Consider the following 26,711-nt stretch of genomic DNA (forward strand, 5'->3'; position numbering starts at 1 on the left):
TGGAGGACATAATAGAGACCCTGTTGGGGCTCGAGATCACAGATGAGTACGATGCCGTGGAAGACCTGCAGAAGTGGGCCCGCGACAGGTGGGAAAAACGGTCGAAAGCCCGGCAAGACCAGCATGATGTCTAGGAGCAGTCTTGTTAGGCAAAGTTACCGTTTCAACGTTCCCTGTTTGAAGCAAGTTTTACAGGGAAGTCATGGAACCTGGTAAAGCTGCCAGGCAAAAGAAGCTGCGCATAGCCCCAGTGGGGCGTATGTCTTAGATACAAGTCTCTTTTACTAAAGCTCCAGCAAAGCTGTTTAGAGCTTGCTGTTTTTGCGGATGAGAACCCACCCCTAACCCCTCCCAAGAGGGGAATTACGCACAGTAGGAAAAGTTGTCCCTTTTGGAGCAGGGCCGTTTCATGTTAAGAACATGGGTTTAAAGTCCCTGGCATTCTGTTAAGATACCTGGTAGAAAGAGAGGCCTCTTCCCCTGTGAGGTTAAGCCTTCGCTAAGGTGGAAAAGGGACCCTCTGTTAACAAAATTCTTCAGGATGACAAAAAGGAAGAATGAAACAATTTGCCACCAAGAGGGGAGCTGGCAAACGAGGAAAGCATTCGCCAAGCAGAATCTTTTAGGGAAAGAACCCGTCGTAACTTTTTAAGTTCAAGCGGGACGACATGTTTGTAGAAATGGAATAGATCGTTGCTTAAGCTCCGTAGGAGCGACATGTAAACCTAACCAGAACATGTCGCTCCTACGGAGCTATGAGAGCAAAATATCATGCAACCTACGAACATGTCGTCCCGCTGGGACTCTTAGTAACAGTTGAACTCAGCAGCAGCTGCACACATTGCAAATGAACAGTGCTACAGGCTCTTTTTCTTTTATCTTTCCCTACACGATCAGACTACAGAGGGAATAGGCTTTTTCCCTGCTATGGCGCTCCTCTTTTAAAAGGAGGAAAACCACAGGCTGCGCCTGTTTCGGCTACCATGCTGTGCTATCCCGGCTACAAGCTTCTTTATTATCCTGTTGGCACCGTTTGGTTAAAACCGCTCGTGGTAGAGGATAGACATAGAGCACATTTCCAGCACACTTTCCTGTAGCAGCAGCTGCGCAGTCGACTTTTCCGACACCAGCACGAAGGCAATATCCACGATGCTGGGAATCCCCAGCGCAAGGCCTAGCTGCTCTGCCACAGACAGTGCCCCCATCGAATTATAGTTGGAGAGGTAGAGCTGGTGCAGGTCCTGCCAGGGACCCTTGGCGCTGCCTGTTGCGGCGATGAAATCCCCGAGCGCCTGGCGCGCTTTGCCCATCACGCTGCCTAAAGTGGTGCGTATGTCGGAAGGCTCCCGGCCAATAATAGTAAACAGCTCATGGATCTTTTCCTCGTGTTCTTTGGCCTTCACTGCCAGTTCTGCCAAGTACTCTTTTATGTGCGGCTCCTTTATCTTGGGTACGGTATCCTCCAATAGCTGTCGGAAAGAGGTCTGCGTGAGCAATACATTATTGAACCAGGCGGCGGCCCTGTTCAGTTGCTCGCTTCTGGTTTCCTCATCTAGCTCTATGAGTATGGGGAGTTCTTTCGTCTTATTTTCCATGGTTGCATTACTTTTTCGTGATCTTCCAGAGTACACCTGTATGGGCGAAGGCGAGCATAGGGCCTGTGGTAACCTTAACATGGCCAAAGTCCAGCACATACAGGCTCTCCCCGTCGGGGCTGAACTTGCAGGAAACAGGGCGCTCTATGCCGCCACTGCCAAAGCTGGAGGCAGGGCCCATCTTTTTGTTGTGCATAAAAGGCTCAGCCGTTCCCTTTTCCACGTCCACCCGCACTACCCGGAAGCCATGGTCCAGGTCTTCTTCGCGGGGTGAGTTCAGGGGGGCTAAAGTACCCCACTCGGCCACAAACAGCTCGCCCCGGTGGCCAAACTTGTCTGATCGGGAGAAGTCCATGCGGCACATGCAGGAGTGGGGCTGCTCCAAGAAAGCGGCTGGCCCTGCCCACTCCGGCGGGTTCTTCAGCAACAGTTCGGCTGGTGTTCCGCGGCCTGGCAGGTGTTTCTCATGGTTTACCGGCAGGCCATCCCCGCAGATGTCCGGGAAGCCGTACCAGTCCGGCTTACTTACGGAGCCAAAAGGCTGTCGCGCATTTTTGATATGCCAGATCCGGTCCGGGTCGTTGGCTACGGCCCGCTCTCCTTTTTCCTCAAAGTCATTATCCGACACGTATAGGTCTCCGGCCTCATTGATGGCCATGCCGAAGGGGTTGCGGATCCCCCAGGCCAGCAACTCTACGTCGGTGCCATCCGGCTTGGAGCGCCAGACACCCGTATTACAGAAGAGCTCTCCTTTTACGACTTCGCCCTTTTTTGCCGGTACCCCAAAAGGCTTAAAGGCCCCAGTCTCCGTCATAAAAGGATAAGGTAGGCGGGGGTCTCGGCTGCGCACGTTGTTGCCTGTCAGCGTCACGTCTTCTCCGGGCACATCCTTGGCAGTGGGGTGTTTGGCAAGGTCCACGGTAAAGCCCTGCGGCAGCGAAACGCCCTGTTGCGACACAGAACCGTGTCCGAAGTACATTAGCCCGTCTGGCCCGAATATGGGTCCTCCCGGCTCATGCCAGCCCCCGCTCGGGATCTGGTCGATGAGTACCTTCAGCTCACCGCTCTGCAGGTTGTACTTTACTACCTGCCCGTGATAGCCCCCTTTCAGTACCATGTATAGCTCACCATCCCGCCAGGTAATGCCCCGCGGGCCTGCCTGCACATTCATGTTAATTGCCTCCGTTTCTCCATTCGGATGCAAGGCTATCACGCGGGCAGGCATGTAAGGGCGGGTGGGCCAGGAGCTGCCCCCTTCGCTCACAAAAACGGTCCCGTCATCCGAAAAGGTGACATCCGTCGGGAAGGAGAGGCCTGCCATCACCGGCTCCACTGTATAGCCTTCCGGCACTACTACATCGGCTGTATCCACCAGGGGGCGGGCGGGGGTAGGAAGCTCTAATTTACCATCTGAGGCTGCTTTCTTTGCCTGAAGGCGTTTCTTTGAGATCTTAAAACCTCTGTTCTTGTGCTGTTTTGCACTGTCTGTTGCCATAGCATATAAGTTTGTATGTTCTTTATTTGGGTCAGCTTGTAAGGGTGAGCCTGTATAAAGGGTATCAGGTTTTAGGATGGGCGGCGGATAGGGTTGTGTACTTGTTACGGTCAGTATAAACACTTTATGTTTATGATGACCGGGCACGTTTAAACGAATTTTTATAACGGGGGCAGGGGGCAAAGGTTCTTGGCATGGAGGGAGTAAAGCCCAAACAGTGGTTTCGGAAGGGGCAGGTAAAAGGCACGGTAGAGCTCCGTATAAACTACCAAAGAGCACGGGCGGGCTGATCTATGCGGCAAAGGCTTCGTATACTTTACTAAGCAGCACAACATAATTTTTGCAAAGTTTTGCCTGGCTGCTCGGGTTTTATTGTTTCTCATAAGGGATGTAGGGCCGCCTGGTTAATAGCAGGTGGCCCTACATCTTTCAGACCAATTAAGTACTTGCCCCTGCGGCTACAGACAGGGGCCTGCCATCCTCTCTTTTCGGCCCGCTACCGCCATCCTCCTGATGTTTGCGTATAGCATATACGAGCAAACAGAATTCATTTAAAGATACTATGGAAAATAAAGTTGAGCTAACCTCTATGACCAGCGTACTTGCCGACTTACGGAAAAAAGGCTATCAGCTGGATTTTAGAGTAAACGAAGAAGGCGACCTGACTACCATGGACGGAAAGCAGCGGTTTACCCCGGACCAGGTAAGCATTGTAAACTTTTATCGCTTTGAGGGGGAAACAAACCCGGACGACATGGCTATCCTGTATGTGCTGGAGACAGACAGCGGGGCAAGAGGGACGATATCAGATGCGTTTGGCCCTTATTCAGACGATGCCATCGAGAACTTTCTAAAGAAGGTGCGGGACCTCGGCAAAGACATTGATTCACGGGTATAAGTAGGAGCGGCCAGTATTTTAAAGCAAGCAGCCCTTCCTTACCACACAAAAGCCCCACTCAAAAGGGGCTTTCGTGTTTTACTGATCTCTTCCTCTAAAGGGGCTTCCTTCAGGGAAAGCCTTCTGTTCGGTTAGCTTTTTCTGTATGCCTTGGCAGTTAAAGACTTATACGGAGAGGGCTACGTAATAAGCACTAAAAGTGCTTCTTTCCTCATCACCTGCCTTAAGCTTCCGTAATCATCACAGCTGCTTGCAGAAAGGCAACCTTAGGCCCTGCTAAGCGGCTGTTCGGCAGTAGCGCCCCAGGTACCTGGGATTAGGTACAGCCGTTCATCAGCAGTTAGAGGGGTTTAACTAAGAAACACAAGAGCTTTACAAAAGGTATAAGTACGAGCAGTGAACAATTAGTAAAGCAGCGTATGGGAGATTCACGACCGGTTACACAATCACTTAAGGAGTATGCCAGGGGAATAGCAGGAGGTTTACTCTTTAGTTTTCCGCTGCTCTATACCATGGAGGTATGGTGGCATGGCTTTTTCGCAGATCCTTTTCAATTGATTTCGCTGGTGATCGTTACCTTCCTGCTACTGCTGGGCTATAACCGTTATGCTGGTGTGCGCGAAGACGCTACCTGGAAGCATATTGCGGTGGACTCTGTCGAAGAAATGGGGATTGGATTAGTCGTCTCCTTCGGGGTGCTGCTGATGCTTAATCGTATTAGTTTTTCGCCCTTTAATCTCGCAGACATAGGGAAGGTCATCATAGAGGGAATGGCTGTCTCTATTGGTGTTTCTATAGGCACAGCACAGCTTGGAACTGAGGGGGGCGGTGGCAAGCAAAACAACAAGAGTAAGGACAGCCATAAAGAGGGCAGCCAAGGAGATGACTCCAGCAGAAGATCAAGAGCAGGGATAGCTGTACTGGCCCTGTGTGGTGCCATTCTCATTGGCAGCAATGTGGCCCCTACCGAGGAAATTATTATGCTTGCGGTGGAGGCGCAGCCTATTCATATCCTGATGATGGCCCTGGTGTCTCTGGCGCTGAGCGTGATGATCGTTTTTTTTAGTGATTTTAAAGGAGCTGAGGAAAAACCTTCCGGTAGCCCTTTGTACAACATCGTGTTTGACACGTGTATTTCCTACCTCATGGGACTCGGATCCTCTGTCTTCGTGCTTTGGTTTTTTGGTAGGTTCGAAGATTTGAGCTTCTATGTCTGCTTTGCACAGGTGATCACCCTTGGGGTGCTAGCTTCTGTGGGAGCCTCGGCCGGACGGCTTCTGATCAAATAAAAAGCTTTGTATGGGTACAGAATCTGATAAAGAAAAAGATAAAAAGAATGCGTTTGAATGGACTGTGTTTTGGCTAAGCCTGCTGCTGGTGCTGACCGTGCTGGGCTACCTGGGTTATAAGGTCTATACCTATGTGCCTACCACGCCTAATCTGAGAGTGGAGCATCGGCCCGCACCAATAGAAAACACCGCTTACCGCTATCAGGTTGATCTGTATAACGTCAGTTCGGAAACAGCGGAAGAGGCCATGATTCAGGTCGTGCTGATGAAAGACGGCAAAGAGTGGGAGAAGGCGGCCCTCACTTTTCCTTTCGCCCCACAGCACTCAAAACGGGAGGGTTGGGTGATTTTTCAGAATAATCCTGCTAAAGCGGATTCGGTCGTGTCGAATGTGGTGAGCTACAAACAGCCCTAAAAATGAAACACGCCCTTGGAGTTACAGTACCTTTACGCGTCATTTAAAAAGGAAGAACAGCAATGGGAAAAGAAAAAGAGACGGCAGTTCCTGCCGGACAACAGTCCAATAGCCCTGTACCCAAAGGGAGGGTTTTAGCCATAGGCGGCCATGAAGACAAGGGAGACAAAGAACTAACCAAAGAGCAGAAGGAGAACAAGAACTTTACCTCCGAGCAGATCCTGAAGCGCTTTGTGGCTGAACTGAAAGCAAAAGACCCTTTTGTCGTGATAGTACCGATTGCCAGCGCGGTGCCGGATAAAATGGTGAAAGAATATGCCGACGTTTTCAAAGGCTTAGGTATAAAGAACATAGGGGTCATCTCTGCCAGCGAGCGGGACGAATTAGATAAGCCTGAGTTCTTCGAGATGGTAGACAAGGCGCACGGCATCATGTTTACCGGCGGTGATCAGCTGCAGCTGACCGCCATCATGGGGGGCACCCAACTCCTGGAGCGGATGAAGGTGCGCTATACGAAGGAGGATATCCTTATAGCGGGGAGTAGTGCCGGCGCTGCGGCGCTGTCCACTCCCATGATTTATAAAGGAAAGACGCAGGGAGGCTTCATCAAAGGGGATGTGCGCGTGACCACCGGACTGGAATTCCTGAAGAACATCGCCATAGACACCCATTTTATCTCCCGTGGACGTATTGTGCGCATGGCGCAGGCCATAGCCACGAACCCGGGCTGCATCGGGATTGGCCTGGAGTCAGACACAGCCATGCTTGTGACAGAAGGACGGGTGGCGGAAGTTGTAGGAAGTGGACTGATCACGGTAGTAGATGGCACAGGCATTACCCGTACCAATATTTACCGCATCAAAACGGGAGAACCTTTCTCGGTAAGGGACCTGAAAGTACACCTGCTTTCTAACGGCGAAAAGTACGAGTTCCCTACTTACGAACAACTGCACATATAAGCAACCTAAATGAGGCTTTCTGTGTCTACGGTTGCTTTGCTGCAAGGCCTCTTCTGGCTGTTGACCGGTGTGTGGCCTCTTGTGCACCTGCCTAGCTTTATTTGGGTAACGGGTCCTAAGGAAGATGTCTGGCTGCTCTACACCGTCAGTGTGCTGATCATTTCCATAGGAGCAGTACTAACCGCAGCGGGTTTACGGAAAACGGTGACAGCCGAAATAAAATGGCTCGGAGTCCTCGGGGCTGCCGGACTGATAGGGATTGACCTGCGCTATGCGCTGGCCGATGTGATCCGGGATGTGTATTTACTCGATGCCGTGGTGGAAGCAGGTATTATCCTGCTGTGGTTATTAGCGGGTGGCAGGGGGCTGAGAAGTGTAAATCGGGAGCGCAGCTTATAAATAGAACATGCAACAACTGGAAAAAAAGCACAAGCCCAGGGATTACCCCAAGATCAGAGAGTTGGCAGAGGAGGTAGATCAGGTTATTAGCAGGGAAGGCATGCGCAGGCGTAGCGTGGCGATAAGCCTGTTGCAGGAGTATGCGGACCTGCCCGTACACCCCCGCCTGGTGCCCAGTAGCGATGGGGCAATGGAGGCCATTATCTTTACGCTACCGGCATACGCAGTGGTTGGTGCCAATAACCCCTTGTGGCGAGCTTACCAGGACCTTTTTCTTAAACTCCCCACCTACACAACCCTTTACCTGTTGGTGCATGAAACAGTGAAGGAGGAGGTACAGAACTGGTTGGAGAAGTATGAACTGATGCACCGTACCATGCTCCAGACAGCACCTGAACGGTACGAGATGACTATTTGGGCAGAGGATGAATACGAGCCCGTGTATGAGGAAAAAGAGGGTAAGTTTTTCATGGTACAACCTCACACAAACCGCAGGACGGGGGACGAGCGGGCGAGTTACCTCATCGGGCAAAAGTTTGGCTGGAGCCGCGCCAGGGTACCGGTTTACTTTGAAGGTGGGAATATGCTGGTCGGAGATGATTTCTTGCTGGTAGGGGCCAACTATGCCGTGGATACTTATACAGACCTACGGGAGCAACTGCTTCCCCTGCAAAATTTCACGGTTGGGAAGGCCATTTCTCAGTTGTTCCAGAAGTACCTGGATAAGGAAAGAGCTATTTATTTTATTGGAAGTACCCTGCAAATACCAGCCGAGAGAAGGCGGACTTTTTACCGGGATGGGGAGGAGTGGCAGGAATTGTTTTTTATGAAGAACACAGAAAGCAGCGCCCAACCCATATTTCACATTGATATGTTTATCTCCCTGGCCGGCCGTGGGGAGGAGGGCAAGTACCGGGTGCTGGTGGGCGACCCGCGCATGGCCGCCGACTCGCTGCAAAACGACCACGACGACCTGGCCACCCCCGAGGTATTCGACGACATCGCAGACCTGCTTACACAGCTGGGTTTTGACGTGATCCGGAACCCCCTGCCACTCGTGTATGTAGACGATGAGGCGGAACGGGTGCGGAAATGGTATTTCGCGACGAGTAACAATGCTTTGGTAGAGGTAAAGGCGAATGATGAGAAAACTGTCTGGTTGCCTAGTTACGGGCACGGCAATTGGCAGGAACTGGAAAAGACCGATCAGGAAAACAAGGCTATCTGGCAGCAACTCGGTTTTAACGTGATCCTGCTCGAAAATTTTCACCCCTTTGCAGAACATAACGGCGCTGTGCACTGCATTAAAAAGTACCTAAAGCGGGGGAGGGTTGGGGAGTAGTGGTCTCGGGCAGGATAGTTTCTATGGTGCTAAACCTCAAGTAAAACTCGGTAGCAGTCCGGGCTTTTGTTCATTCTATAAATGCTATGGAAAGGACATGTCCTTGTTTAACAGCAGCAGAACCCCTTCGGGTAGGGAAACCTGCGACTACCCCTGTCAGAACAGGTCCCTCTACATCGTGCTTTTCGGCATGCGCCGGAGCTTAAAAAAATGATATGTATTAAAGTAGTAGCAGAAGTTAAAATTTAGCAGGCTCCCCTTCTTCGACAAGGAGGGGTAGGGGTGGTTTGACCCGGGAAAGCTTCAAAGGCACTAGTTTGCAACAGCCTGAAAGTCTTATATGCCTGTCTTCGCTATAAGTTCAGACCTCTCCCGTTGCTCCTTCCTCTTTCCAAAGGGCTATAACAGGGGCTGAACCTTCCACCAGATACCCCCGCCGCATAAAATTAGTATCAAAAGCACAGGCAATGTTTCCCTCAGGATCCAGGGCTACCAGGCCTTTTCCGCCTTTGAGCAGGTCCTTGTGCATCTGTACTGCTTTCTCGCTGGCTTCTTTGATAGAGGCATGGGTGTATTTCATCAAGGCATATACCTCGTGTGCCAGCACACTTCGCATAATCTCCTCCCCAACACCTGTGCAGCTAACGGCGCAGTGCTTGTTATGGGCATAAGTACCCGCCCCGGCAATGGGGCTGTCGCTGATACGCCCCTTCAGGCTGTAGAAGAGGCCGCCGGTAGAAGTGGCTGCGGCCAGGTTGCCGTCTTGATCCAGCGCCACGGCCCCGACAGTGTCATGCTGACCGGCCATTTCGCCTGTTTTCTTCTGCCAGCGCTTTTGCTGGGCTTCTGTAACGAAATAGGAAGGCTTTTCAAAAGGGATGTCATGGGACAGGGCGTATTCTTCTGCCCCAGAACCAGAGAGGAAACAGTATTTTTCGTTCAGCATCAGCGCCTGCGCTAGTCGGATTGGGTTCCGCACATAACGGACGCCGCCAATAGCCCCCAACCGTAGCTCTTTCCCCTCCATCAGGGCGGCGTCGAAGGCTGTTTCGCCGTGGATGTTCAGGTTGCTCCCCTTACCGGCATTAAAATAGGGATTGTCTTCCATGCTGGATACGGCTGCCACTACGGCGTCTACGGCGCTGCCGCCTTTTTCCAAAACTGCCTTTCCGGCTTCTAAAGCATGTTGCACCCCCTGCCGGTACTGTTTGTCCTGCTCCTGGCTTACCTGCTCCCGCTCCATGTCTTCTGCACCTGCCTGTAGGGCAATCGCGTATTTCTTCATCTTAAACCGTTTGCTTGTTTCATAACGCTGGGTGCCGGTGTTCTTACGCAGGATGATCATGATAGTTCGTTAAAGAAAGCCAGCCTAGTGACGGTACAGATAAGGCTTGACCATCGCATTTATAAACAGTTCCTTTGGTGGAGGAGGGTGGATACTTTCGTGTTAGAAGCCCGGAAAAGAGAAAAGACAGGTAAGAACCAAAAAAGGCAGCGCCCTTTACCAAGCTGGTAAAGGGCGCTGCCTTTTTTAAAAGGTTAAACTACCTTAGCGGGCAGCGTTTTTAGTGCCGGTCTTCGGATAGTTCGTCTCTGATACGTCCTCGTCGTTCTCTAAAGACCAGCCTGTTTTCAGGCCGATCACAAACCAGGCAAGGGCTACTGCACCACCGGCAAACACGGTGTCACCCACCACGCGCAGCCAGCGCAGGATCTCCATGGTATCGGTTTGCATAAACTCCATGGAGCGGGCATACCACAGGCCGTACTCTACGCTGGCCCAGGTTTGCAACAGGCCGATTGGCAGCAGGCTCATCACGGCCATCAGCGCCAGACCAATGTTAATAGACCAGAAGGCGAAGCTGATCACCCCGTCTTTCCAGCGACGGCGGGAAGAAAGGCCTTTGAGTACGAACAACATCAGGCCGATGCCCAGGATACCGTACACTCCGAATAGCGCGGTGTGGCCATGCAATGGCGTCGTGTTCAGTCCCTGCATGTAATAAAGCGCAATCGGCGGGTTGATCAGGAAGCCGAACACACCGGCACCTACCAGGTTCCAGAAGGCCACGGCTACAAAGCAGTAAATCGGCCACTTGTAAGCTTTGATCCACTCGGTAGAGCGGCTTATCTGCAGGTTATGGTACGCCTCAAAACCGATCAGCACCAGGGGCACTACTTCCAGGGCACTAAAGGTAGCTCCCAGGGCCATGACGGCAGTAGGCGTACCGCTGAAGTACAGGTGGTGGAAGGTACCGATGATACCCCCGAACAGGAAGATAATCGTGGAGAACAACACCGTACCGGTGGCCAGTTTTGTTTTCAGCAGCCCCATGCGCACAAACAGGAAGGCAATTACCACGGTCGCGAATACTTCAAAGAAGCCCTCTACCCACAGGTGCACCACCCACCAGCGCCAGTACTCGGCAATGGCCAGGTTGGTGTGCTGCCCCCACATCAGGCCGGAAGCGTAGAAGATGGCAATAGCAGCGGAAGAGATCAGGAACATACCCAGCAGGTGACGTCCTTCAACGTCGTTTTTAAAGGCAGGCATAATGGCACGTATCATCAGCGCCAGCCATAAGAAGAGCCCTACCAGCAGGAATATCTGCCAGAAACGTCCTAAATCCACATACTCGTAGCCTTGGTGCCCGAACCAGAAGTTCTCGGTATAGCCCAGCTTCTGCATCACACCATACCACTGGCCAGCCAGTGAGCCTACCACGATCACGAGCAGGGCACAGAACAGGAAGTTAACGCCCAGGCGCTGGAACTTCGGCTCGTGCCCTGAAACGGCAGGGGCAATGTACAAGCCGGTAGCCAGCCAGGAGGTCGCGATCCAGAAGATAGCCAATTGCACGTGCCAGGTGCGGCTAACCGAGTAAGGCAGGTAATCGGCCAGCGGGAAACCGTAAAGCGCTTGCCCCTCCACGCCATAATGTGCCGCAATTACACCTAATGTAATCTGCACCACGATCAGGGCGGTGACCACCCAGAAATACTTCAGCGTTGCCCGCATAGACGGGGTAGACTGCAGACCCAGCAAGGGGTCCTTTTTAGGCAAGCTCTCTGCATCCAGCTCCTCCTCGTTGTGAGAAGCATAGTAGTATGCCAGCAGGCCGATACCGGCAATCAGTATAATCACACTAAAGCCCGTCCAGATCAGCAGGTCACTGCTTGGCTCGTTGCCCACCAGCTTTTCAGCAGGCCAGTTGTTCGTATAGGTAATGTCCATGCCCGGGCGCTCTGTTACGCAGGCCCAGGTGGCCCAAAAGAAGAAGGCGTTCATCTTACGCATGCGCTCCGGATCCTTGATCGTGTTGTCTGCAATCGCATAAGCTTCACGATGCTCAGCCAGCGCAGGATCATTTGTAAACAAACCTGCATAGTGTCGGCTTACATAGGCGATCGCATCTGCCCGCTCGTCTGAGACAGTAAGGGTTTGCGTCTGCTCGTCGTAGGTGTTGGGCCGGATGTTCTTCTTCAGGCGGGCCTGCAGCATGGCCTGTGTTTCCTCGTCCACCTCGTCGTAACTCTTGCCTTTAGCCTGCTGCGCCCAGCTGTCCAGAATAAACATAGCCTCTTTGTGTAGCCAGTCAGCTGTCCAGTCCGGTGCCACATAAGCGCCGTGTCCCCAGACAGAACCCAGTTCCTGGCCGCCGATAGACTGCCACACGTTCTGTCCGTCTTTGATATCCTGCCCGGTAAAAAGCAGCTCTCCGGAGGTGGAGACTACTTTTTCAGGAATAGGAGGGGCCTGTCGGTAGATCTCAGACCCATAGTAACCGAGTACGGCAAAGGAGCCGACGATGACGGCTATAAACCCAAGCCAGAGTTTTTTGTATTTCATAAGTGCTTCATGTTTGGTGATATAGAATAGAATGATGTTGCTTTTTGCGTGAGGGCGCTAAAACAGGTAGCTAAGGTTTACAAGCGCTCGTGTGTTGCCTTCTGTTACATGCTGCGCATCCTTGCTGCTGATGGGTAGTTGCAGCGTTCCGCCTACCGCAATTTTCTGGATGTACATGTTCAGTCCCAGATTTGCGTAGTAGGAATCGCCTCCCTGCATGTCGTGGCCACTGCCCAGGTGGTCGGCTTCGGCGTGCTCGTAATAAAGGCCTGCACTGGGCAGCAAGGTGAGGACGTTCTCCAGGTTGTGCCAGTAAAAGAGGTTGGACGAAGCGCTCAGCCTATCGCCGAACTTATAGCCGTCGCTGTTCGCCGTGTTAAAGCGGTAGGTAAAGTCCGTGTTAAGGCCCACCTTGCCATAGCGCAGGGTATAAATGCCGTTCAGCAGGTAATCGGTGCTGCCGCTGCCCGGTTGCAGGTTCACCGACTGGGTATGATCAGAAGGACTGGCGGCATAGCGGCCGGTTGCCAACTTCACACCCCCACCCACTTGTAGCGTATGTTTAAAGGTATGGGCAGCACTATCGCCGGTGTTAAGCAGCGAGTAGTTGGCCAGCAGGGTAACGTCTCCCAGTCCCCGGTAGTGGCTATCGCCACGGGAGGTGTGCTGCTGGTTAAAGGCATAAGGCAAGAAGGCGAAGAGCTGCACATTCTTTACCGGTACAAACCTTCCCCACACTTCCATGGTGTTATAGCGCTCCTCTATGATGTCGTCATGCGTCATGGGCATGCCCTCGTGCAGGTGCGTGTGGGTGGTAGAGATGGTGTAGCTGCGGCTGGTATAGCGCAGCCCGACAAAGTTCTTATGGAACTGGGGCAGAATACCTAAGTAACTACCGCCCATGGTGCAGCTGCCGTCACAGGCCTGGCTGCTGATGCTGGCCGAGAAAAGGGCCAGTGCGAGTAAAAATATCTTTTTCATGACTAAAGTCTTCTGGATGTGTAAAGTGATAAAGCGGTGCCTTTCAGGCACAGGCGAGACTTAAGCCAGAACCCGGGGTGGGTGAAAGATATGATAGGTGAGGAGGGGATAATCCTTTTCTAGGTAGAAGGAGTGCCTGGTACGGGTTTCTGTTAGCCAGTTTACTTCCCCTAGTTTTATGCTTGCACTTTTAGCGATCAGGTCTACCGTTTGCTGCTTTGCCTGCCCTGGTGCCTGCTGTTCGCGCTTGCTCTCTTTGTGCAGCTTCTTTTTAAGGTAGCACTTTCCCTGGCAGGTAGACTCGAGGACATCCCTTTTTTCGCACAGATGGCTGGTGATATAGGCGCGGTTCGCCTGGAACAGCATATAGATACCTGTTCTGCCCAAAGGCTGAACCAGTGCACCTATTAGCAATAAAATCCAGACGAATCGCTTCATTTCTTTTTCCCTTCTTTTCTGAATTCAAAGGTCTTAAGGGGCAGGGAGGGGAAAAATGACAAAGGTCATCAATAAAAGAGATAAAGGTCTTTATTTCTCAGCAAGGCCGCATCTACCTTTGTTCCGTGATCAATGCACAAAATCATTTAAACGAAAATTTTTAAAGCCATGAAAAACGGTACCAGAAAACCAGATAAGAGCCTCAGAAGCATGCTGGGCAACAGGTTACTGCAGCCTGTGCGGGTAAGCGCCATCGCGCTGGCTTGCAGTGCTGTCCTTTTTAGCTGCTCGTCTGGCGAAAGCGAAAACTATTATGATGAATACCAGCAGGAGCAGGGACTTGCTGCCGGGTCAGCCACAGCGCCAGCCGCTGAGGAGCCGATAGCTGACGATGGCAAAGGCATCGGCCCTGTAAAGGAGGTTGTACTGGAAGAACACATCGACGAGCAGCTGGCCGCTACCGGGCAGGCTGTTTTCGAAGGCAAGTGTTCTGCCTGCCACCAGCTTACCGACCAGAAAGTGGTAGGGCCCGGCATGGCTGGCGTTACGGAGCGCCGCAAGCCGGAGTGGATCATGAACATGATCGTGAACCCCGAGGAGATGACCAAGAAAGACCCGGTTGCAAAAAAACTATTGGCAGAACACCTGACGCAGATGACGAACCAGAACGTGAATGAGGAGGACGCACGGGCACTGCTGGAGTTCTTCAGAAAGAATGACAAAGCAAGCTAATATCTAAGCCATACATCTTATGGAAACTGTAATCAATAAATTCCGAAAAGTAGCCCCAAAGGCAGCCCTGCTGGTAGCAGTGGCAGCCGGGGCAGCGCTACAGGGCTGTAGCGGTATCGAAGGCGCTGACTCTGCTTCAACAGCCACAGCAGTTGCTGGTGATGCCGCCTCGCAGGTGTATGTAGCGCCAGGCAAGCACGACGAGCTCTACACCTTTATGTCGGGCGGCTTTAGCGGCCAGGTGTCGGTGTACGGGGTGCCTTCCGGTCGTCAGCTAAAAGTGATCCCGGTTTTTTCTCAGAATCCCGAGAACGGCTATGGCTACAACGAGGAAACCAAGGCCATGCTGAACACCTCGTTTGGCTTTGTGCCATGGGATGACCTGCACCACCCGAAGCTTTCCCGTACGGATGGCATGACCGACGGCCGCTGGCTGTTCGTGAACGCGAACAACACGCCGCGTGTAGCCCGCCTCGACCTGAAAACGTTTGAGACGGCGGAGATCCTGGAGATCCCGAACAGTGCCGGTAACCACTGCTCGCCCTACCCAACCAACGACAACGAGTACGTGCTGGCGGGTACCCGCTTCAGCGTACCGATCAATGTGGAGGGAGACGGCAAGTACGAGGACGTGAACTTTGACGAGTACAAAGACAAGTTCAGAGGTTCTATCTCCTTTATTAAAGTAGACAAAGAACATGGCGATATGGAGCTGGACTTCCAGATCCTGGTGCCTGGCTTCGACTACGACCTGGCCAACGGTGGTAAAGGTCCTTCTTCTGACTGGGTGTTCTTCACTACGTATAACACAGAGCAGGCCAATACCCTGAAGGAGATCGGCGCTTCACAAAACGACAAAGACTTCCTGGCGGCCATTAACTGGAAACTTGCTGTGAAGTATGCGAAGGAAGGCAAAGCGAAAGAAATGCCGGCGTACTACTACCACAACAAGCTGGATGAGAAAACGCACATTGCCAAGTCTGAGGTGAAGAAGTCTGTTAGGATTCTGCGTCCGGAAGACTGCCCTGGCCTGATGTACCTGATTCCGGTGCCTAAGTCACCACACGGCATCGACGTAGACCCAACTGGTGAGTACATGGTGGTGAGCGGTAAACTGGCCTCTGTTATTCCGGTACACTCTTTCTCTAAAATGCTGAAGACAATAGAGAACAAAGACTTTATCGGTAACGTGGGTGGTATTCCGATCCTGCGCTACGAGTCTGTACTGCAAGGTGAGGTGAAAGAGCCGGGCCTCGGACCATTGCACACCGAGTTCGACGACAAGGGCAATGCGTACTCTTCCATGTTCGTGTCATCAGAGATCGTGAAATGGACGCTTAAGGATTTGCAGGTAAAAGACAGAATCCCTGTTTACTACTCAGTTGGTCACTTAGTGATACCTGGCGGCGATACCAAAAAGCCATACGGCAAATACCTGATCGCCATGAACAAAATCACCAAAGACCGCTACCTGCCAACAGGTCCTGAACTGGCACAGTCTGCACAGCTGATTGACATCAGCGGTGATAAGATGAAGCTACTGCTCGACTTCCCAACCATTGGTGAGCCGCACTACGCGCAAGCCATTGAGGCCAGCAAAATTGCGCCGAACAGCGTGAAGATGTACAGCCTGGAAGAGAACACGCACCCGCAGGCTACCAAGAAGGAAAGCGAAGCCCGGGTAGAGCGTAACGGAAACGAAGTGCACGTGTACATGACCGCTATCCGAAGCCACTTAACGCCAGACAACATTGAAGGCATCAACGAGGGTGACGAAGTGTACTTCCACGTGACAAACCTGGAGCAGGACTGGGACGTGCCGCACGGATTTGCCGTGATGGGTAACAACAACGCCGAGCTGCTGATCATGCCGGGCGCCACCCAGACCTTGAAGTGGGTACCGCAGCGACCGGGCATTTTCCCGATGTACTGTACAGACTTCTGCTCTGCGCTGCACCAGGAGATGCAGGGCTACATCAAAGTCTCTCCGAAAGGATCCAAAACTCCGATAGCCTTCTCTACAGGGGCTAAAAAACCAAAAGGTTAAACAGCATAAAACAGATAGCAGGGGAGCATGCCCCTGCTATCTACATGCTTTTTGTACAAATAAAATTTGACAAGGATGAAAACTGTAAGCAGGCTGCTGATGTTTCTGGCGGCAATCTCAATTGGTTTGCTCTTTCTTTTTCCGATGTGGAAAATATTTGTGCAGGCCCCACAATACCCCGAAGGGCTGCAGATGCACATCTGGGTAAACAAGATTTCTGGCAACACCGAGTATTCGCTGCAGAACTTTAACATCCTGAATCACTACATCGGCATGGAGAAAATAGAGCCTGACTCTTTTAAGGAGCTGGTTTACATGCCTTACATCGTGGTCTTTTTTATGGTTACCGGGGTATTAGTGGCCCTCTTTAACCTGAAGCGCCTGGTGCTGCCCTGGGTAGTCCTGTTGATGGTTGCGGGAAGTGCCGGCTTGCTGGACTTTTACATGTGGTTGCACAAGTTCGGTACGAACCTGGACCCGCATGCCCCCATCAAAATACCCGGAATGACTTATATCCCGCCTTTTATAGGAAGTAAAAACCTGTTGAACTTCCATGCTGTGTCACTACCTGGTACCGGAAGCGCTGGTATTGGCCTGGCGATCCTGCTGGGACTGGTGGTGTACTTTCTGGAGCGCCGGCGCCAATCAAAGCGACTGAACCTGAACTCTTAAGATCCCTAGCCGCATGAAAAAGAAACTGAATTTACTGTTTGCCCTAATGGGCCTCCTGTTGTTGGCTTGTGAGGTAGCGCCACAGGAGATCGTCTATGGCCAAGTTAACTGTGCCCATTGCAACATGACCGTGTCGGACAGCCGCTACGGGGCCGAACTGGTCAGTTCCAAAGGCAAGGCCTTCATGTTTGACTCCGCAGAGTGCCTGGCCGCTTACCTGATCGACAATCCGGAGAAAAAGCAGGATGCCGCCTTTGTGCTGGTGACAGACTTTGCTAAACCGAATACTTTAATAGATGTGAAAAACGCTGCTTTCCTGCAGAGCGAAAACCTGCCCAGCCCCATGGGCTTGTTCCTGACGGCCTTTGCCGACAAAAACACCGCCGGCCAATTTCAGCAGAAACACAAAGGACGCTTGCTCAGCTGGGAAGAAGCCGTGTTAGCCGTGCAGAACGATGAAAAACCTTTCTAGACATATAGTACAGATTACAACACTGTTGCTGTTAGCGGGCCTTCAGGTGCAGGCAACAACCCTGAAGGTGTGCGCTACCTGCCCCAATACTTCTATCCGCAAGGCCATTGCCCTGGCAAAGCCCGGCGACAGCATTGTGGTGGACGGCGGGGTGTACCGCGAGGGAACCATAGACATAAAGAAACCAATCAGCCTGATCGGGCTGAACAATCCGGTGCTGGACGGGCAGTTTAAAGGGGAAATCCTCAACATCCGCTCCAGTTATGTTACCGTGCAGGGCTTTACCCTGAAGGATGTGGAGGTGAGCTACCTGAGCGACAACGCTGCTATACGGGTGGCAGAGGCCAGTCATGTAAAAGTGTTAAATAACAAAATAGAGAATGCCTTCTTTGGCATATACTTACAGCGCGCCGACAGCTGTGAAGTGCGCGGCAACGTGGTGCATGGGCAGGCAACAACCGAGTCAGGCTCGGGAAACGCCATCCACCTGTGGTACTGCGATGACATTCGGGTGCAGGACAACAAAGTGTCGGGGCACCGCGATGGCATTTACTTTGAGTTTGCGACTAATAGCCATATACAAGGTAACCTGAGCCAGGGTAACCTGCGCTACGGCCTGCACTTTATGTTCTCGGACGGGAACGTGTACATGGGCAACACCTTTCGCCAGAACGGGGCGGGGGTAGCCGTGATGTATACCAAAAACATCGTGATGCAGGATAATCTATTTGAGGACAACTGGGGTGCTGCCGCTTACGGCCTTCTGCTGAAAGATATTAGCAGAAGTGTGATTAAGAACAACACCTTTAAACGCAACACGGCCGGCATTTACCTGGAAGGCTCCAGCAAGCTGGACGTGCAAAAAAACAACTTCGAAAATAATGGCTGGGCCGTTCGCCTGCTGTCTAACTGCGAGCAGGACACCTTCCGGCTGAACAATTTTGTAGGCAACACCTTTGATGTGGCCACCAATGGCAATACCGTGCTGAACTACTTTTCGGGCAACTATTGGGACAAGTACAATGGCTACGATTTAAATAAAGATAAAACAGGAGACGTGCCTTACCGCCCCGTGAGTTTATACTCCATGCTGGTGGAGCGGGTACCGCCCTCTGTCATGTTTATGCGCAGCTTTATTGTGGACCTGATGGATCAGGTAGAGCGGGTGTTGCCAAGTTTTATTCCGGAGCGGCTCGTTGACGCCAATCCATCCATGAAAAGAATTTAGTTATGATAGCAATAGAAAACCTTTGTAAGTCCTATGGCAAGCTGAAAGTGCTGCAGCAGGTGAGTGTAAGCTTTGGAACGGGCAAAGTAGTTTCGATCATCGGGCCGAACGGTACGGGTAAAACCACCATGATCAAGTGTATCCTGGGGATGGCCCTGCCCGACAGTGGCGACATTAAGATGAACGGAGCGAGCGTGCTGAAGCAGCACGCTTACCGCAGCCAGATCGGTTACATGCCGCAGATCGGCCGCTATCCGGAGAATATGAAGATCCGGCAGGTGATCGAAATGGTGAAAGACATCCGCAAAGATGTAAAAGCCATAGACGAGGAGCTGGTGGGGCTGTATGGGCTGGAGCAGATGTACGACAAGCGGATGGGAGCTCTCTCGGGAGGCACGAAGCAGAAGGTGAGTGCGGCGCTGGCGTTTATGTTTAACCCCCAGGTGCTGATCCTGGATGAGCCCACTGCCGGCCTGGACCCCATCTCTTCAGAGATCCTGAAAAGCAAAATTCTGAAAGAGAAAAAGAACGGTAAGCTGATCCTGATCACCTCGCACATTATGAGCGAAGTGGAGGAGGTCGCCGACGAGGTGATGTGTATGATGGACGGTAAGCTGAAGTTTCATGAAACGATTGCCGCCATTAAAAAACATACCCACGAGGAGCGTTTGGGCCGTGCGATTGCTAAAATTATGAACGAGGAGGACTAAGCCATGAACAAGATTATCAAGTACGTACTGTACGACATCATCCGTAACAAGATAGTGCTGGCCTACACGGTGTTTTTGCTGGTACTCTCGATCGGGCTGTTTAACCTGGGCGGCAACCCGGAGAAAGCGGTCCTGAGTTTGCTGAACCTGGTGCTGCTCACCGTGCCGCTCATTAGCATTGTGTTTGCGACCACGCACTTTTACAATTCCTATGAGTTTATGGAGCTGCTGGTGGCCCAGCCCATCAACCGCAAAAAGATATTCCTGAGCGAGTATTATGGCGTTGCCTTCTCGCTGTCGGCAGCTTTTCTGCTGGGTGTTGGCGTACCGGTGCTGCTCTTCGGGGCCAGCCTTACCGGCCTGTACCTGGTGCTGACCGGTGTGTTTATCACCTTCATCTTTGTCGCGATGGCCTTCCTGGCTTCTGTTATCACGCGCGACAAGGCGAAGGGCATCGGCGTAGCCTTACTACTCTGGTTCTACTTCGCGCTGATCTACGATGGCATTGTGCTGTTTATTCTGCACTATTTCAGCGATTATCCGCTGGAGTATGCTTCCCTGGCTCTCACCGCCCTCAACCCCATTGACCTGGGCCGCATCAACGTGCTGCTCAACCTGGATGTATCGGCGTTGATGGGATATACCGGCGCTTTGTATAAGAGTATCTTCGGCAGCATTTGGGGAATAAGCCTGTCCTTTGGCCTGATGCTACTCTGGGTATTGTTCCCTGTCCTGAGTTCTAAAAGAATCTTCTCGAAGCGGGATCTATAGTTTTTGTTTGCCTGCTGAGGCAGGTAGGTGTTTTGGTGGTTTATAGCGCAGGGTATTTGTCCTGCGCTATTTTTATGTACATAATTAACCGCAAGGGGCGCAAAGAATTACTTATATTATAAATTGTTAACGACTCTTCTGATGCCGTTTTTTAGCAGAAACACATTAAAGTTGATCAGCATGCCCAGCTTGCAATTGGATAGTTTGAGGTAGGTTAACAGCTGTGCCAGGTGTAAATCGTTCAGCGCTTCGACCGCCTTCACTTCGATTATCAGTTTATTTTCGATGATGATGTCTACCCTGTATCCGGCTTCAAGTTTTATCTCTTCATAGATGAGGGGCAGGGGCTTTTGCTTATCTACCCGTAGGCCTGATTTGGTGAGTTCGTAGAAGAGGCAGGCTTCATAGGCGTTTTCAAGCAATCCTGGCCCTAGTGCTTTATGTACTTTTAAAGCCGCGTCAAATACGATTCTGGAAATCTCATTCTCTGCCATGCCTTGCGTTCTTAGCGAAAAAACCCAGGCGTCCCTTGCGGTAAATATTTACCGCAAGGGACGCCTGGGTTTACGCAAAGGATGCTTAAGAGGATTTAGGCCTCCACTTTACTTTCCAGCCGTGCCAAGAGCAACTGGTCTTCCGCTTCCAGCAACTCATCCAGCATGATGACCTGGCGCTCCAGCTCATCGGCAAAGAGGGTAGGGAGTAACTCTTTGTAGTATTGTATGCCTTGTTGCAGGTTCTGCCAGAAGTTTTGCAGGTGCTTGCGCTGCTTGTCAGTCAGCTCGTCCAGTTGTTCTGCTTTCTTGTTCTTCCAGTAGTCCACGTACAGCCGGAGTTCGTTGACGAACATGTGCGGACGATAGGTGCCGTTCAGGGCGTTAAAGCGGCCATAGATATGGTCTACCATCTCCTGCAGCTTAAAGATCCCGGAGAAAAAGGCCAGGTTTGGGCCGGGGCAAATGGTTACGGCTTTGCTGGCTGCTTTTTTCCCGATCTTAAACAGCTGCATGGCAGAGTTAGCCAGGCCATCGCAGAGGCACTCTTTTACCAGGATCTTAGCCTCCTCTTTTAGATATACTTCTGGTGCCAATTGCAGGGACTGTAGTTGTTCCAGCTTGCGGCGCTGATACTTACGGGAAGCTGTGCAGAGGGGCTCCTCGGTAAATTCTGTGCTGGAAACGAGGTGCTTTTTAATGCAGGGGCTCCCCGGTTTGCCTTTCTCGATGCGCTGCATTTTAAGCAGCTCGCTGGAGGTGTTGCGAAGAGCGTTAAAAGGTACGCCCAGCGGAGAGATGGGGCTGAGGTACAGGTCTTCCTGTTTCGCCTGCGATAACTGCAGCAACGTTTCCTCATCCACCGTGGTTGCCTCCGGCACAAGCAGGAAGGGGGTACCCCAACCCACGGAATCCATGCCGTAGTGCTCCAGCAGGAAGTTGTGCTCCTGCGGCGTGCCCACACCGCCCTGCACGGTAATGCGCATGGCGGGGATAATTGCCGGTACATGGATGCCTTTGCTGGCTAAAGCAGAGCAGAACAGGCTGTAAAGTTCTTCGCGCAGTGCCTCCCGGTTTTGCTTAAACTCTTCCAGGATAGGGCCCAGCAGATAACCGTCGGTGGCAAAGGCGTGCCCCCCGCAGTTCAGGCCCGACTCTATGCGGAATTCAGACACCCAGAGCCCTTTCTTCGCCAGAATTTTGCCCTGCACCAAAGCAGAGCGGTAGTCGCTTACCTTGATGATAACCTCCTTCTTAAAGTGCCCGTCATGATCCGGCAGCAAGTCCGGGAACTGCTCCAGGTAGCCGAAGAGCCGCAGGTTCATACCAGCCGAGAAAACAACCGAACCACCTACGGTGCTTTGGGCGAAACCCCGAAGCGCTGCCAGGGCATCGCAATACTCCTGCGGCAGTGCCTCCCCATTTTTATCGTAGTTCGTCTTATCGAGCTTGGTCATGATGTTCACATCAATGGAGCCTGGCACTACGGCCTTTCGTAGTTCTTCCTGTAGCCTTAGCTTTTCGTCTGCGGACTCCGTCTCCAGCATCTGGTTGTAAAGTGCTTTTAGGGGGGAAGTGTCCGGGAGCAGCGTGAAGTATCGGGTTAGCTGTGAGTCAGGGGTAAAATCTTCCTGCTTCAACTCTTCTACTTGTTCTGTCACCAGCTCATCCAGCAGGTCCAGATAAGCGGTTACCCGCCGGGCGCGGTAATCATCCTCTCCTTTATGGATAGGGGCGTAGGCTCTACCGTTTTCCTGGCAATAGTGGGCGCGGGTCTGTTCCAGCAGCGTGTCGTCGCTAAGCGAAAGTACCGAAGAGATCCCGTAGCGTGCTACTTTCAGGGGAGAATCAATGGAAAAAGCCAGTCCCATCACCGGGATATGGAAGGTATGAAGTGTGTCTTGTTGCATCTAGTAGAAATAAACTAATTAGAAATGTAATTTATCTGTTTAAAGCTGCTGCCGGCGCTGTAATTCCTTTTCCAGCAGGCTGCGCTCATGTGCTGTTTGATCGGCGATGGACTTGTTCTCCTGCACTTTGCGAATTAGGTGTGGCAGGGCCATGTTCACATCGCCATAAGGCAGATACTTTGCCGTATCGTAGCCTGCGCTGGCCAGGTTAAAGGTCAGGTGATCACTCATGCCAAAGTGCTGTATAAAATGGATGCGCTCCCGGTGCTGGCGGATCTCACCCTTCTGGATGCGGCGCGTCAGGTATTGGGTGCTAAACTCGTTGTGGGTGGCGGCGCAGAGCTCCAGGCGATCCAGGTTCTCCAGGCAGATATCGATCGCATGGTTAAAGCTGTGGTCTGTGTCGTCTTTGGTGGCAAACACCGGGCTGGGATAACCAAAGCGGGCTGCCCTTTCTCTTTCCTGTTCCAGGAAGGCGCCCCGCACCAGCTTAATCCCTAACACCGTCTCTTTGCCCTTAAAGCGGTCGAGGCAGTCGTACAGGTAGTTGATGCGGTCGGTACGGTACATCTGCAAGGTGTTAAAGACCACTGCCCGTTTTTTGTTGTAGCTAAACATTATTTTCTCCGCCAGGTCATCCACGGGGTCCTGCAACCAGCTTTCGCCAGCGTCCAGATACACCGTGAGGTTAGCCTCTGCCGTAGCGTTGCAAATAGCGTTCAGGCGCGCCACCGTGCGCTCAAAAGCCGCTGTCTCCTCTGCTTTTAGCACGCGCTGTTCCTGAAGCTTCAGGAAAATACTGGTATAGCCGAGCCGTGTTGGCTTCAGGCTGATGCGCGAAAAAGACTTTGTTTGGCGGGCAAGTCCAATGGCATGGAGTATCTCGTCCCGCACTGCATCGAAGCCGGCCTCTGTCTCCGGCGTGTCGGCGGCGAAGTCCAACACGGTACCCACCTGGGCCGCCGCCAGCTCTTCCACTACCTTTAGCGCTTTCTCCGCTGTTTCGCCCCCGCAGAAGTATTTAAAGACCGATTCGCGGATCAGATCTTTTACGGGCAGCCCGAGCCGGAGAGACCAAACTGCGGCCAGGCTTCCGGCTGTGGCCAGGGCTGGCCTGCCCAGTACGCTAAACAGCCAATGCGCCTGCTTTAGCTCTTCATCTGTTTTTTTGCCGTAGGCTACCTGTAGGTTATGAGGAGCAAAGCGCTTAGGCAGACTTTGTTTTAGCACGTTTTCCATGATCATGAGCTTTATGAGGTTAAGTTTGTTTTCGGCCTCCTTTATAAAAAAAGGAGTAAGGCCGGCTGCAGACCGGACAGGGTTCACTGTTAGGAGTCACAAGGTATGCAGGAAGAAGCGGCTGCTGAATGAGATGCGTCAGTTCAAAAAATGACATATGTCACTTTCTGGTGTGGGGGAGTTTGAGTAGCATTAAATTTTAGCTGATTTTTTTGAAAGTGATTTCTATCATTTTATGGATGAGCTGCTTAGGGTAAACTTGCATAAGAAAAAAATGAACTATGAAGACACTTTCTGTACTCGAACCGACACTGCTAAACCCCCTTACGTATGATGCCTACCTTACGCTGGTAGAGGACCTGGTGAGCGAGCAGCGCACGACCGGAGAAGAGCCGACAGCGCAACAGGTAGCAAATACTCAAGACAACTTGAAACGCATGAAGCAGATGGAAAAGCAGTTTCTGTTATTGCCGGGCCTGCGCAACATGCTGCAGCAGCACCATCTTAACTGGGAGTGGCTGGTCCTTACCGAAGCCTGGTGTGGGGATGGTGCCCAACTCGTGCCGGCCATTGCGGCCATAGCCAGGGCGGTGCCTTCTATTAAATTAACCATACTTCTGCGGGACCAGAACCCGGAACTGATGGAGACTTGCCTTACGAAAGGCACCCGCTCAATTCCGAAACTGATTTGTATGGATGCGAGCACGGGAGAGCGCTTGTTTACCTGGGGACCACGCCCGACGATCATACAGAATCTGTTCCTGAAACACAGGGCAGCGCATCCCCGCATGTCTATTGAGGAGTTGGTGCAGCAACTGCACAAGTGGTACGCCCAGGACAGAGGCCTGTCCCTGCAGCTGGATCTGTATCGTCTGGCAGAGCAGGCATTAATCAGAAACGAGAGTTGCCTGCAAGCTGCAGTGTAAGCCAGGTTTTAACCTAGTATTTTGAGTTTGTTTTTTAAACGGGACTGGCTGCTGGTAGCCCTTCTGAACCTGGTGGTGCTTGCCTTGATGGGCTTGCTGCTCCGGTGGCTGTTTGTTGCCCCTGTGGAGGAGATGAACTACAAGTTCCTGCTACACGGTCATTCGCACGTTGCCCTTTTAGGCTGGCTGTACACCGCTTTTTTTGTTGCCCTCCTGTATACTTTTTTTCCCGTCGAGGTCCGGAGAAAGAAGGTGTACGCCTGGCAATTCTGGCTGGCGCAGGGCGCTGTGCTGGGCATGCTGCTTACCTTTCCGGTACAAGGGTATGCCGCGGCCTCCATTACTTTTACGACAGCACACATGCTGTTGACTTACTGGTTTATCTACCAGTTTCTGAAAGACGCGAAAGCACTACAGTTACAGGCGGGCCGGCATACGCTGTCCTTTCGCTTCGTGAAAGCGGCTTTGTTTTTTATGGGGCTATCCACGCTGGGTCCCTGGAGCCTCGGACCCATTATGGCAACAGGACATAGCGGGAGCGAGCTTTATTTAAACGCCATCTACTTTTACCTCCACTTTCAGTATAACGGCTGGTTTACCTTTGCGGTCCTGGGGTTGCTTTTTTGGCTGTTGGAGCAGTACAAATTAGGGTTTAATGCCAGGCTTGGACCACGATTTTTCCGGCTCATGTTCTGGTCTTGTATTCCGGCCTTCTTGCTATCCGTGCTTTGGGCCACACCTCCTGCTTTCGTGTATGCGCTAGGTGGCACGGCGGCTCTCGTGCAGCTGTTTGCCTTCGGCCTGCTGCTGCAGTGCCTGTGGCCTGTCCGGCGGCAGTTGCTGGGTTTATTTGGCAGGTGGAGCCGCTGGTTACTTTTACTGGCTGCCCTGGCCTTCAGCCTGAAAACGCTTATGCAAGCGGCAACCGCTGTTCCTTACATGGCTGACCTGGCGTACCGCCTGCGCATCTTTGTTATTGGTTACCTGCACCTGGTTCTGATCGGTTTTATCAGCCTGTTTCTCCTCGCCTTTTTTGCACAGCAGGGTTGGCTAAGTTTTAAATCGCGAATGAGCCAGTGGGGCATCAGTCTGTTTTTGGCCGGCTTTATCTGTAGTGAAGCAGTGCTATTTTTGCAGGGCGTCTTTTTCTGGCTTGGTTTCGGTGTGATACCAGCTTATAACCAGTTACTATTCGGCATCAGCACGTTGCTGCCACTCGGTATTCTGCTGTTTTTTGTAAGCCAACTAAGAGGGGAGGGAGCTACAACGGAGCATTTGAAGCAGGTGCCCTTACAGCAGCAAAAAGCATAAAACGTGGGCCAGGGAACTAAATAAGCCGCCAAAAGAAATCATAGAGCTTGCGAAGTTATGAGAGATCTTTTTGAAATCCTGTTTAGACCTTTCACGAAGTTCGAGATGACACAGTAGATAATGATAACAGAAAAGAACCGCTCTACTGATCGACGAAAAAAACTTACCCAGTTTTTCCGGGAGGCGCCTTGGTGGGTTCCGGTGCTGCCTTTAGGCAGCATTGCGATGCTTGAGCGAGCAAAGGAAGGCGGCACAGCGCTGAGCGGGAAAACGCGCCCTCGCTCAAGAAGGGCCCCTACCCCAGACGTGGAGCGCAAAGACCGACCCCATGAAAAAGGTCACAAGTGATCCTGTAGGATAAGCAGTCACTACGCCAGCTTATACAAGGAGTAGAAGTAAAAAGGTATGAAGGAGGCTGTGGCTCAGCACAAGCTATAAGCCTTAAAGGCTGTTTTGATTTAGCTGGATAAAAAAGCAGGTGTCGGCTGTTGGGTAAGAAAAGTTTGCAGGCTTATGTCTTACCCCAGTGATTTAACCG

General features: G+C 52.0%; 24 protein-coding genes. 15 read left to right on the top strand and 9 right to left on the bottom strand.

Annotated elements, in window-relative coordinates:
• Window positions 1-1,037: 1,037 nt before the first annotated feature.
• Window positions 1,038-1,595 (bottom strand): ferritin family protein, encoded by a 558-nt coding sequence (locus CHB92_RS24195; RefSeq protein WP_089321819.1) that lies wholly within the window; start codon window positions 1,593-1,595, stop codon window positions 1,038-1,040.
• 7 nt (window positions 1,596-1,602) lie between these two features.
• Entirely contained in the window at window positions 1,603-3,090 is a 1,488-nt protein-coding gene (locus tag CHB92_RS24200; protein ID WP_089321820.1) for a PQQ-dependent sugar dehydrogenase, read from the bottom strand.
• 562 nt (window positions 3,091-3,652) lie between these two features.
• Between CHB92_RS24200 and CHB92_RS24205 the strand changes: the two genes are divergently transcribed.
• The 6 genes from CHB92_RS24205 (at window position 3,653) to CHB92_RS24230 (ending at window position 8,392) form a co-directional block, all read left to right on the top strand.
• Window positions 3,653-3,988: a hypothetical protein gene (locus CHB92_RS24205; RefSeq protein WP_089321821.1), complete on the top strand. Its 336-nt coding sequence runs from the start codon at window positions 3,653-3,655 to the stop codon at window positions 3,986-3,988.
• Between the two features lie 419 nt (window positions 3,989-4,407).
• The gene (locus tag CHB92_RS24210; protein WP_089321822.1) at window positions 4,408-5,277 is read left to right on the top strand and encodes a TIGR02587 family membrane protein; all 870 of its coding nucleotides are present in this window, start codon (window positions 4,408-4,410) and stop codon (window positions 5,275-5,277) included.
• 10 nt (window positions 5,278-5,287) lie between these two features.
• Window positions 5,288-5,692, top strand: a complete 405-nt coding sequence (locus CHB92_RS24215) for a hypothetical protein (protein WP_089321823.1) — start codon at window positions 5,288-5,290, stop codon at window positions 5,690-5,692.
• Window positions 5,693-5,754: 62 nt separating this feature from the next.
• Window positions 5,755-6,651: a cyanophycinase gene (locus CHB92_RS24220; protein ID WP_089321824.1), complete on the top strand. Its 897-nt coding sequence runs from the start codon at window positions 5,755-5,757 to the stop codon at window positions 6,649-6,651.
• Between the two features lie 9 nt (window positions 6,652-6,660).
• Complete coding sequence (locus CHB92_RS24225; RefSeq protein WP_089321825.1) at window positions 6,661-7,050, top strand: hypothetical protein; 390 nt, start codon at window positions 6,661-6,663, stop codon at window positions 7,048-7,050.
• 7 nt (window positions 7,051-7,057) lie between these two features.
• Window positions 7,058-8,392: a hypothetical protein gene (locus CHB92_RS24230; RefSeq protein WP_089321826.1), complete on the top strand. Its 1,335-nt coding sequence runs from the start codon at window positions 7,058-7,060 to the stop codon at window positions 8,390-8,392.
• Between the two features lie 361 nt (window positions 8,393-8,753).
• Here the strand turns inward: CHB92_RS24230 and CHB92_RS24235 are convergent, their stop codons facing one another.
• The 4 genes from CHB92_RS24235 to CHB92_RS24250 form a co-directional block, all read right to left on the bottom strand.
• Complete coding sequence (locus CHB92_RS24235) at window positions 8,754-9,737, bottom strand: isoaspartyl peptidase/L-asparaginase family protein (protein ID WP_089321827.1); 984 nt, start codon at window positions 9,735-9,737, stop codon at window positions 8,754-8,756.
• Between the two features lie 204 nt (window positions 9,738-9,941).
• Window positions 9,942-12,242 (bottom strand): nitric-oxide reductase large subunit, encoded by a 2,301-nt coding sequence (locus CHB92_RS24240; protein ID WP_089321828.1) that lies wholly within the window; start codon window positions 12,240-12,242, stop codon window positions 9,942-9,944.
• A 57-nt stretch (window positions 12,243-12,299) separates the two neighbouring features.
• On the bottom strand, window positions 12,300-13,223 hold the full coding sequence (locus CHB92_RS24245; protein WP_089321829.1) for a hypothetical protein: 924 nt from the start codon (window positions 13,221-13,223) through the stop codon (window positions 12,300-12,302).
• Between the two features lie 60 nt (window positions 13,224-13,283).
• Window positions 13,284-13,661 (bottom strand): hypothetical protein, encoded by a 378-nt coding sequence (locus tag CHB92_RS24250; protein ID WP_144266389.1) that lies wholly within the window; start codon window positions 13,659-13,661, stop codon window positions 13,284-13,286.
• A 168-nt stretch (window positions 13,662-13,829) separates the two neighbouring features.
• Here CHB92_RS24250 and CHB92_RS24255 point away from each other — a divergent pair, with 168 nt between their 5' ends.
• The 7 genes from CHB92_RS24255 to CHB92_RS24285 all read left to right on the top strand — a co-directional run bounded on the left by CHB92_RS24255 (window position 13,830) and on the right by CHB92_RS24285 (window position 20,293).
• Complete coding sequence (locus CHB92_RS24255; protein ID WP_245842884.1) at window positions 13,830-14,393, top strand: c-type cytochrome; 564 nt, start codon at window positions 13,830-13,832, stop codon at window positions 14,391-14,393.
• 19 nt (window positions 14,394-14,412) lie between these two features.
• A complete protein-coding gene (gene nosZ / locus CHB92_RS24260; RefSeq protein ID WP_089321831.1) occupies window positions 14,413-16,440 on the top strand; it encodes a Sec-dependent nitrous-oxide reductase in 2,028 nt (675 codons plus the stop codon).
• A 75-nt stretch (window positions 16,441-16,515) separates the two neighbouring features.
• A complete protein-coding gene (locus CHB92_RS24265; protein WP_089321832.1) occupies window positions 16,516-17,112 on the top strand; it encodes a hypothetical protein in 597 nt (198 codons plus the stop codon).
• Between the two features lie 13 nt (window positions 17,113-17,125).
• The gene (locus CHB92_RS24270; RefSeq protein WP_089321833.1) at window positions 17,126-17,584 is read left to right on the top strand and encodes a nitrous oxide reductase accessory protein NosL; all 459 of its coding nucleotides are present in this window, start codon (window positions 17,126-17,128) and stop codon (window positions 17,582-17,584) included.
• Window positions 17,568-18,812 (top strand): nitrous oxide reductase family maturation protein NosD, encoded by a 1,245-nt coding sequence (locus tag CHB92_RS24275; RefSeq protein WP_245842887.1) that lies wholly within the window; start codon window positions 17,568-17,570, stop codon window positions 18,810-18,812. The genes CHB92_RS24270 and CHB92_RS24275 overlap by 17 nt, the downstream gene beginning before the upstream one ends.
• A gap of 2 nt (window positions 18,813-18,814) precedes the next feature.
• Window positions 18,815-19,522, top strand: a complete 708-nt coding sequence (locus tag CHB92_RS24280; RefSeq protein ID WP_089321834.1) for an ABC transporter ATP-binding protein — start codon at window positions 18,815-18,817, stop codon at window positions 19,520-19,522.
• Window positions 19,523-19,525: 3 nt separating this feature from the next.
• Window positions 19,526-20,293 carry an ABC transporter permease subunit gene (locus CHB92_RS24285; protein WP_089321835.1) on the top strand — a complete coding sequence of 256 codons (768 nt, stop codon included), beginning with the start codon at window positions 19,526-19,528 and terminating at the stop codon, window positions 20,291-20,293.
• A gap of 116 nt (window positions 20,294-20,409) precedes the next feature.
• On the opposite strand, the gene CHB92_RS24290 is transcribed toward CHB92_RS24285, so the two are convergent.
• The 3 genes from CHB92_RS24290 to CHB92_RS24300 form a co-directional block, all read right to left on the bottom strand.
• Window positions 20,410-20,787, bottom strand: a complete 378-nt coding sequence (locus CHB92_RS24290) for a GxxExxY protein (RefSeq protein WP_089321836.1) — start codon at window positions 20,785-20,787, stop codon at window positions 20,410-20,412.
• A 95-nt stretch (window positions 20,788-20,882) separates the two neighbouring features.
• Window positions 20,883-22,697, bottom strand: a complete 1,815-nt coding sequence (locus CHB92_RS24295; RefSeq protein WP_089321837.1) for a nitronate monooxygenase family protein — start codon at window positions 22,695-22,697, stop codon at window positions 20,883-20,885.
• Window positions 22,698-22,736: 39 nt separating this feature from the next.
• Window positions 22,737-23,936 carry a proline dehydrogenase family protein gene (locus tag CHB92_RS24300; protein WP_089321842.1) on the bottom strand — a complete coding sequence of 400 codons (1,200 nt, stop codon included), beginning with the start codon at window positions 23,934-23,936 and terminating at the stop codon, window positions 22,737-22,739.
• Between the two features lie 281 nt (window positions 23,937-24,217).
• On the opposite strand from CHB92_RS24300, the gene CHB92_RS24305 reads away from it, so the two are divergent.
• Both CHB92_RS24305 and CHB92_RS24310 read left to right on the top strand, forming a co-directional pair.
• Window positions 24,218-24,862 (top strand): thioredoxin family protein, encoded by a 645-nt coding sequence (locus tag CHB92_RS24305; RefSeq protein ID WP_089321838.1) that lies wholly within the window; start codon window positions 24,218-24,220, stop codon window positions 24,860-24,862.
• 21 nt (window positions 24,863-24,883) lie between these two features.
• Window positions 24,884-26,173 (top strand): hypothetical protein, encoded by a 1,290-nt coding sequence (locus CHB92_RS24310; protein ID WP_144266390.1) that lies wholly within the window; start codon window positions 24,884-24,886, stop codon window positions 26,171-26,173.
• The last annotated feature ends 538 nt before the right edge of the window (window positions 26,174-26,711 follow it).

Source organism: Pontibacter ummariensis (assembly GCF_900188175.1).
Classification (GTDB): Bacteria; Bacteroidota; Bacteroidia; order Cytophagales; family Hymenobacteraceae; genus Pontibacter; species Pontibacter ummariensis.

Bases quoted from the DNA above. Each gene is read 5' to 3' on its own strand.
- CHB92_RS24195 (WP_089321819.1), bottom strand. From the start codon at position 1,595: ATGGAAAATAAGACGAAAGAACTCCCCATACTCATAGAGCTAGATGAG.
- CHB92_RS24200 (WP_089321820.1), bottom strand. From the start codon at position 3,090: ATGGCAACAGACAGTGCAAAACAGCACAAGAACAGAGGTTTTAAGATC.
- CHB92_RS24205 (WP_089321821.1), top strand. From the start codon at position 3,653: ATGGAAAATAAAGTTGAGCTAACCTCTATGACCAGCGTACTTGCCGAC.
- CHB92_RS24210 (WP_089321822.1), top strand. From the start codon at position 4,408: ATGGGAGATTCACGACCGGTTACACAATCACTTAAGGAGTATGCCAGG.
- CHB92_RS24215 (WP_089321823.1), top strand. From the start codon at position 5,288: ATGGGTACAGAATCTGATAAAGAAAAAGATAAAAAGAATGCGTTTGAA.
- CHB92_RS24220 (WP_089321824.1), top strand. From the start codon at position 5,755: ATGGGAAAAGAAAAAGAGACGGCAGTTCCTGCCGGACAACAGTCCAAT.
- CHB92_RS24225 (WP_089321825.1), top strand. From the start codon at position 6,661: ATGAGGCTTTCTGTGTCTACGGTTGCTTTGCTGCAAGGCCTCTTCTGG.
- CHB92_RS24230 (WP_089321826.1), top strand. From the start codon at position 7,058: ATGCAACAACTGGAAAAAAAGCACAAGCCCAGGGATTACCCCAAGATC.
- CHB92_RS24235 (WP_089321827.1), bottom strand. From the start codon at position 9,737: ATGATCATCCTGCGTAAGAACACCGGCACCCAGCGTTATGAAACAAGC.
- CHB92_RS24240 (WP_089321828.1), bottom strand. From the start codon at position 12,242: ATGAAATACAAAAAACTCTGGCTTGGGTTTATAGCCGTCATCGTCGGC.
- CHB92_RS24245 (WP_089321829.1), bottom strand. From the start codon at position 13,223: ATGAAAAAGATATTTTTACTCGCACTGGCCCTTTTCTCGGCCAGCATC.
- CHB92_RS24250 (WP_144266389.1), bottom strand. From the start codon at position 13,661: ATGAAGCGATTCGTCTGGATTTTATTGCTAATAGGTGCACTGGTTCAG.
- CHB92_RS24255 (WP_245842884.1), top strand. From the start codon at position 13,830: ATGAAAAACGGTACCAGAAAACCAGATAAGAGCCTCAGAAGCATGCTG.
- nosZ (WP_089321831.1), top strand. From the start codon at position 14,413: ATGGAAACTGTAATCAATAAATTCCGAAAAGTAGCCCCAAAGGCAGCC.
- CHB92_RS24265 (WP_089321832.1), top strand. From the start codon at position 16,516: ATGAAAACTGTAAGCAGGCTGCTGATGTTTCTGGCGGCAATCTCAATT.
- CHB92_RS24270 (WP_089321833.1), top strand. From the start codon at position 17,126: ATGAAAAAGAAACTGAATTTACTGTTTGCCCTAATGGGCCTCCTGTTG.
- CHB92_RS24275 (WP_245842887.1), top strand. From the start codon at position 17,568: ATGAAAAACCTTTCTAGACATATAGTACAGATTACAACACTGTTGCTG.
- CHB92_RS24280 (WP_089321834.1), top strand. From the start codon at position 18,815: ATGATAGCAATAGAAAACCTTTGTAAGTCCTATGGCAAGCTGAAAGTG.
- CHB92_RS24285 (WP_089321835.1), top strand. From the start codon at position 19,526: ATGAACAAGATTATCAAGTACGTACTGTACGACATCATCCGTAACAAG.
- CHB92_RS24290 (WP_089321836.1), bottom strand. From the start codon at position 20,787: ATGGCAGAGAATGAGATTTCCAGAATCGTATTTGACGCGGCTTTAAAA.
- CHB92_RS24295 (WP_089321837.1), bottom strand. From the start codon at position 22,697: ATGCAACAAGACACACTTCATACCTTCCATATCCCGGTGATGGGACTG.
- CHB92_RS24300 (WP_089321842.1), bottom strand. From the start codon at position 23,936: ATGGAAAACGTGCTAAAACAAAGTCTGCCTAAGCGCTTTGCTCCTCAT.
- CHB92_RS24305 (WP_089321838.1), top strand. From the start codon at position 24,218: ATGAAGACACTTTCTGTACTCGAACCGACACTGCTAAACCCCCTTACG.